Here is a 6657-nt window from a genome sequence, read left to right on the forward strand (position 1 = left end):
AGCAGCGGCGACGACGACGCCACGCAGCCGGCGCCGGTCGACGTCGAGGACGACGCGCTCGTCGTCCTCGACGAGGAGGGCCGGCTCCTCCTCGCGAGCCCGGCGGCGGCGCGGCTCAGCGGCGTCGCCCTCGCCGAGCTGCTCCGGGCCCCGTGGGAGGCGCGCATCCATCCGGAGGACAGGCCCGCCCACCGCGCGCTCCTCGCGGCGCTCGGGGCGCGCGAGGTCTCCCGCGCCGGCCCCGCGGCGCTCCGGCTCGTCGGCGACGGGGGCGCGGTGCGCCGCGTCTCGGCCCGTGCCGTCGATCTCCGCCGGCACCCCGAGGTCGGGGGAATCGCGATCCTGCTCGCCGATGCGGGGCGCGACGGGTCGAGCGCAGCCGACGAACGCGCGCGGCTCGCACGTGAGCTGCACGACTCCGTCTCGCAGGCCCTCTTCTCGATGTCCCTCCAGGCGAGGACCGCGCAGGTCGCGCTCGACCGGGGGCCGGCGCCGCCCGATCCGGCGGTGCGCCGCGCCGTCGACGAGCTCGCGACGCTCGCGAGCGGGGCCCTCGCCGAGCTGCGGGCGCTCCTCCTCGAGCTGCGGCCGCATGCTCTCGCCGGCGAGGGGCTCGTGCGGGCCCTGCGCACCCACGCGGCGGCCAGCGCGGCGCGCCACGGCGTCGAGGTCGAGGTCGTGGCGCCTCCCGAGCGGCTTCCCCTCGCGGCGGACGTCGAGGAGCAGGTCTACCGCGCGGCGGTCGAGGCGATCGTCAACGCCGCCCGGCACTCCGGCGCCTCGCGGGTGGACGTCGTCGTCGAGGTGCTCGGCTCCGGCGAGGCGCGATGGGCCCACCTCATGGTCCGTGACGACGGCCGCGGCTTCGACCCCTCGGCGGCGGCGCCCGACCGCTTCGGCCTGCGGACGATGCGCGAGCGCGTCGAGCTCGTCGGCGGCCGCCTGCGGGTCGAGAGCCGGAGGGGGGAGGGAACGGTCGTCACGATCGCGGTCCCCCTCGGCGACGGCGCGCGGGCGGACCCGGCCGCCGGGTGAGGATCAGCCCTCGAGCGCGGTGCGGGCGATCGCGAAGGCCTCCTCGCCGAAGCCCGCCTCCGGGTGGTCGAGCGCCCACTGCACGACGAGCCGCGCGACGTCCTTCGGGTCGCGAGTCGTCCAGAAGCACTCGTCGAGGCCGGGGACGACGGCGGCCCTGACCGAGCCCTCGCGGGCGATCGCGTGGAGCAGCTCGATGACCTCGAGCTCCTGCCCGAGGTGGCGCGTCATGAGCTCCTCGACGCTGAGCGCGGTGATGGTCGTGGCCCCGGCGGCGTCCGTGGCGACGCACACGATCGGGAGGTGCGCGGGCGCGAGGCCGACGAGGTCGCGGCTCGCCGCGACGCTGTCCGTCCTCCCGCCGAGGCGGTTGAGCACGCTCACCAGGACGCTCTGCGCGATCACCCCCCGCACGGTAGCCGCCGTGCTCACCGGCGGCGCGCCGGGGCGGCCAGAGCCGCGGTCGTCGAGGGCGACGGCCGCCGGGCCGGGGGAGTCGGTCGGAGCCGCGTCGACCGGGGACGCCGGGCGCCAGGTGCCGCCGGCGAGGTCCGCCGCGAGGACGGTGAGGAGCTTCGTCATGTCACTCCAACCGTCATCGCGCCCGGATCTCACGCCATCGTCGAGACCGGTCCGTAGTCTCTGGGACATGAGCAATCTCACGCGCCGCGAGCGGGAATCCCGGGCCTACGCCCTCACCCTCACCACCGGCGGCCTCGGCGTCGCCTCGGCCGTGCTCCTCGTGCTCTCCGTCGTCGGCGCCGGGTCCTTCGGCCTCTTCCTGCTCTGCGCGATCCTCGCCGCCGGGTCCTACGCGCTGCTCCGACGCACCCTCAATCCGTAGGACGCCGGCCTCCCGTCGCGTGGCCGGTCCGGACCGTCCGGCCGCGTCGACCGCTACCCTCCACCAGTGCTCGCGCTCGGCTCCCTGACCGTGCCGATCGCCCTCGGGCCGGACTGGCTGGACCCCGAGCGGCTCATCGACACGTTCGGCCTCATCGGCCTGCTCACGATCGTCTTCGTCGAGTCCGGACTCCTCGTCGGCTTCTTCCTGCCGGGGGACTCGCTCCTCTTCACCGCCGGACTCCTCTCGGCGAACGACCGGATCGCCGACCTCCCGGTCCTCCTCGTGCTCATCCCGATCGCGGCGATCGCCGGTGACCAGGTCGGCTACGCGATCGGCCGCAAGGCCGGCCCCGCCGTCTTCAACAGGCCCGACAGCCGGTTCTTCCGCGCGGAGTACGTCGACAAGTCCGCCGCGTTCTTCGAGAAGTACGGGGCCCGCACGATCGTGCTCGCGCGCTTCGTCCCGATCGTCCGGACCTTCGCTCCCGTCATGGCCGGCGTCTCGCGGATGCGGTACCGCACCTTCGTCACCTACAACGTCATCGGCGCCGTCGCCTGGGGCGTCGGCGTCACCTCGCTCGGCCACGCCCTCGGCCAGGTCGAGTTCGTCGAGAAGAACATCGAGTTCATGCTCATCGGGATCGTGGGCCTCTCCGTCCTGCCGATCGCCGTCGAGCTGCTCCGCGCCCGCCGCAAGGCGACGAAGGCCGAGACCCACGCCGCCGTCGAGCGCGCGCAGGCCGCCGCCGACGTCGACCCGCAGGTCCCCGCCTGACCCCGGCCGGCTCCCCGCCGGGCCGGGAACCGCGCAGCCGGTCGCAAGAGATCTCAAGCCGTGGGCCCCGGGGGCCGATGAGCACGTCGTGAGACGACGTGCGGATCGCCGACCCTGATCGAGGCCTCCTGCGGGACCTGCCGGTCCCCGCCCTCCTCGCCCGCGACGGCGTCGTCGTGGGCGCCAGTCGCCTCGCCGCCGGCCTGTTCGGGACGGAGCCGACCGGTCGCGAGCTCGACGCGCTCGTCCCGGCCGGAGCGAGGGCGCGTGTCGTCCGCGCGAACGGCACGCCCGTGTCGGTGAGCGTCGAGCGGCGACCGCACGGCGAGGACATGGAGATCCTCGTCCTGCGCGAGATCGAGGCGACGAGGGATCACGCCGACCCCGCCGACCGCAGGCGGCTCGTCGAGGCGGCCTTCGACTCCGCGCCGATCGGCATGGCCTTCTTCAACACCGACGGAGAGTACGTCCGCGTGAACACGGCGCTCTGCCGCCTGCTCGGCCGAGACGAGCACGAGCTGCTCGGTCGCCGCGATCAGGAGCTGACCCACCCCGACGACCGGGAGCGCGACGTCGAGGCGGCGTGGCGCATCCTCGGAGGGGAGGCCGACACCTGGCAGGGCGAGAAGCGCTTCGTGCGCCCGTGCGGCGAGGTCCGGTGGGTGATCGCGAACCTCACGTTCGTCCGCGACGCCGCCGGGCTGCCGCTCGCGTGGCTCGGGCAGTTCCAGGACATCACTGCCAGGACCGCGCTCGAGGACAAGCTGCGCCGGCTCGCCGAGCACGACGCGCTCACCGGTCTCGCGAACCGGCGCCGGCTCGAGGAGGAGCTCGGCCGCGAGCTCGCGGCCGCGGCCCGCGGCCGCGCCGGGCTCTCGCTCCTCCTCATCGACCTCGACGGGTTCAAGGAGGTCAACGACCGCCACGGCCACCTCGCGGGTGACGCGACGCTCGTCGCCATCGCCCGCGCGCTCGCCGGCCGGACGCGGGCCGAGGACCTGCTCGCGCGGCTGGGAGGCGACGAGTTCGCCCTCCTCCTGCGCGGCTCCTGTCCGGTGGCGGCCGAGAGGGTCGCTCGCGACGTGCGCGGCACGGTCCGGCGGGCGGCGGACGAGGTCGCCGTCGCCCCGCGCGGCCTCACCGCGAGCATCGGCGTGACGACCGTGCCTCCGGGCACGGAGACGTCGGTCTCCGCGGCGATCGCCGCCGCCGACGAGGCGATGTACGAGGCGAAGCGAGCTGAGGCCGCGAGACGTCTCGGATGACGTCGGCGCGACGTGTATCCTCGCACCAGTGCCGCCCCTCGCCGCCCGCCATGGACGACGACTCCAGCTCTAGTTCCGAGCCCCTCCTCGGCGAGGGGCACCCCCGAGAGGCGCGATGATCGAAGCGCTCCTCATCCTCGGCGCGCTCACGCTGGTGGCCGCCTGCGGCGCCTTCGTCGCCGCCGAGTTCTCCTTCATCACCGTCGACCGCTCGTCCGTCGAGCGGGCCGCCGCCGACGGCGACCGCGGCGCGGAGGGCATCCTCTCCGCGCTCCGCTCGCTCTCGACGCAGCTCTCGGCCGCCCAGGTCGGGATCACCGCGACGAACCTCGCGATCGGCTTCATGGCCGAGCCGTCGATCGCCCGGCTGATCGACGGGCCGCTCGAGTCGGTCGGCCTCGGCGAGGACGGCGCGCGCGGCGTCGCGATCGTCATCGCCCTCGCGCTCGCCACCGGCGTGACGATGATCTTCGGGGAGCTCGTCCCGAAGAACCTCGCGATCGCCCGGCCGATGGCGACCGCCCGCGCCGTGCAGCGCTTCCAGCGCGGGTTCGCGCGCTCGACCGCGGCGATCATCCGCGGGACGAACGGCACCGCGAACGCGGTGCTCCGCCGGCTGGGCATCGAGCCGCAGGAGGAGCTCGCCTCCGCCCGCTCCGCCGAGGAGCTCGCGTCGCTCGTCGACCGGTCCGCGAAGGAGGGGTTCCTCGCGAGCGAGACGGCGACGCTCCTGCAGCGATCCCTCGCGTTCGGCGACCGGCGCGCCGACGACGTCATGACGCCGCGCGTGCGGATGCACACGATCGACGCCGACGCCCCGGTGCTCGAGGTGTTCACGCGGGCGAGGGCGACGGGCCACTCGCGCTTCCCCGTCGTCGAGGAGGGCTCGGACGCCGTCCTCGGGATCGTCCACATCAAGGACGCGATGGGGGTCGCGCACGAGCACCGGGACACCGTCCGCGTCCGCGAGGTCCTCATCGACCCCGTCCTCGTCCCCTCGACGATCGAGCTCGACGCCCTTCTCGAGACCCTTCGCCAGGGCGGCGTCCAGATGGCGGTCGTCGTCGACGAGTTCGGCGGCGTGGACGGGATCGTCACGCTCGAGGACCTCATCGAGGAGATCGTCGGCGAGGTGCGCGACGAGTACGACCCGCTCGACGACCGCGCCCGACTCCACGCGGACGGGTCGTGGCTGCTGTCGGGTCTCCTGCGTCCCGACGAGGTGACCCAGCTCGTCGGCCTCGTCATCCCCGAGGGCGATGACTACGAGACGATCGGCGGCCTCATCGGCATGGTCCTCGGCCGCCTCCCGGAGCCCGGGGACAACGTCGAGATCGACACCCACGACGCCGACCGGTCGCCGCACCGGGTCACCCTCACCGTCGTGCGGCTCGACGGCCTCCGGGTCGACCGCGTCCGGCTGCGCTCGGAGCCGATCGAGCACGACGAGGACCACGACGACCGGGAGGAGGCGTCGTGAGCACCGGCGGCGCGATCGTCCTCTCGCTCTTCCTCCTCGCGGCGAACGCGTTCTTCGTCGGCGCGGAGTTCGCGCTCATCGCCGCCCGGCGGACCGTCATCGAGCCGAAGGCGCTCGACGGCGGGCGCGCCGCCAAGGTGACCCTGGGCGCGATGGAGAACGTCTCGCTCATGCTCGCAGGCGCGCAGCTCGGGATCACGATGTGCTCGCTCGGCCTCGGCTACCTCGGCGAGCCCGCCGTCGCCCACCTCCTCGAGGGGCCGTTCGAGGACCTCGGGATGCCCGACGCGCTCCTGCACCCGGTCGCGTTCGCGATCGCGCTCTCGATCGTCGCGTTCCTCCACGTCGTCCTCGGGGAGATGGTCCCGAAGAACATCGCGCTCGCCGGGCCCGATCGCGCCGCGCTCGTCCTCGGGCCGGCGATGGTCCTCGTCGTCCGGCTCCTCCACCCGGCGATCGCGTCGCTCAACTGGATCGCGAACCGCATCCTCCGCCTCCTCGGCGTCGAGCCGAAGGACGAGGTGACGAGCACGTTCACCCGGGACGAAGTCGCCGGGCTCGTCGCGCAGTCGCACAAGGAGGGCCTCCTCGACGCCGAGGAGGAGCGCCTCGCCGTCGGCGCTCTCACGTTCGAGGAGCGCGACGCCCGCTCGGTGCTCCTGCCGCGCGAGAAGCTCGAGACCGTCTCGCCCGACGTCACGCCGGCCGAGCTCGAGGCCGTCGCGGCGCGGACCGGCTACTCGCGCTTCCCGGTCGAGCGCGACGACGAGCTCGTCGGGTACCTCCACCTCAAGGACGTCCTGGAGTTCGAGGACGTCCACCGCAACCGGCCCATCGCGCCCTCGTGGATCCGGCCGCTCCCGACGCTCGACGCCTCCCTCCGGCTCCGCGCCGTCCTCGCGACGATGCAGCGGTCCGGGGCCCACCTCGCGCGCATCCGCGAGGAGGACGACACGGTCATCGGCGTCGTCGCGCTCGAGGACGTCCTCGAGGAGCTCGTGGGGGAGATCCGCGACGAGGCGGGCGCGGGAGCGCGCGCCGACGCCCCCGCGCGCCGCGCGGCGCGGATGCGGGCCGCCGGGCGCGTCCCCCGAGGCGCGTGATGCGGTCGTTCGAGGAGCTGGCGGCGAGCGCCGCGCCCCCGCTCGACCGGCTCGCGCTCGCCCTCGCGGCCGAGTTCCGCGACGTCGACGAGGACGCGGCGCTCGCGACCCTCGACGCCCTCGCGCGCGACCTCGCCCAGGCGCGCGCGGACG

General features: G+C 74.6%; 7 protein-coding genes. 6 read left to right on the top strand and 1 reads right to left on the bottom strand.

Annotation, left to right across the window (positions count from 1 at the left end; genetic code table 11):
* The coding region (locus ACME2J_RS21695) for a sensor histidine kinase (protein ID WP_495547034.1) at positions 1 to 1035 on the top strand (1035 nt) is incomplete at its 5' end.
* Positions 1036 to 1038: 3 nt separating this feature from the next.
* Here the strand turns inward: ACME2J_RS21695 and ACME2J_RS21700 are convergent.
* Positions 1039 to 1617, bottom strand: a complete 579-nt coding sequence (locus tag ACME2J_RS21700) for a hypothetical protein (protein WP_495547035.1) — start codon at positions 1615 to 1617, stop codon at positions 1039 to 1041.
* A 67-nt stretch (positions 1618 to 1684) separates the two neighbouring features.
* On the opposite strand from ACME2J_RS21700, the gene ACME2J_RS21705 reads away from it, so the two are divergent.
* The 5 genes from ACME2J_RS21705 to ACME2J_RS21725 all read left to right on the top strand — a co-directional run bounded on the left by ACME2J_RS21705 (position 1685) and on the right by ACME2J_RS21725 (position 6504).
* Entirely contained in the window at positions 1685 to 1879 is a 195-nt protein-coding gene (locus ACME2J_RS21705) for a hypothetical protein (RefSeq protein ID WP_495547036.1), read from the top strand.
* Between the two features lie 66 nt (positions 1880 to 1945).
* Positions 1946 to 2656: a VTT domain-containing protein gene (locus ACME2J_RS21710; RefSeq protein WP_495547037.1), complete on the top strand. Its 711-nt coding sequence runs from the start codon at positions 1946 to 1948 to the stop codon at positions 2654 to 2656.
* Between the two features lie 98 nt (positions 2657 to 2754).
* The gene (locus ACME2J_RS21715) at positions 2755 to 3921 is read left to right on the top strand and encodes a GGDEF domain-containing protein (protein WP_495547038.1); all 1167 of its coding nucleotides are present in this window, start codon (positions 2755 to 2757) and stop codon (positions 3919 to 3921) included.
* 115 nt (positions 3922 to 4036) lie between these two features.
* Positions 4037 to 5401, top strand: a complete 1365-nt coding sequence (locus ACME2J_RS21720; protein ID WP_495547039.1) for a hemolysin family protein — start codon at positions 4037 to 4039, stop codon at positions 5399 to 5401.
* Positions 5398 to 6504, top strand: coding sequence for a hemolysin family protein (locus ACME2J_RS21725; RefSeq protein WP_495547040.1), 1107 nt, complete (start codon positions 5398 to 5400; stop codon positions 6502 to 6504). Before ACME2J_RS21720 ends, ACME2J_RS21725 begins: the two co-directional genes overlap by 4 nt.
* Positions 6505 to 6657 lie beyond the last annotated feature (153 nt).

The sequence above is a fragment of the Paraconexibacter sp. genome (assembly GCF_059438195.1).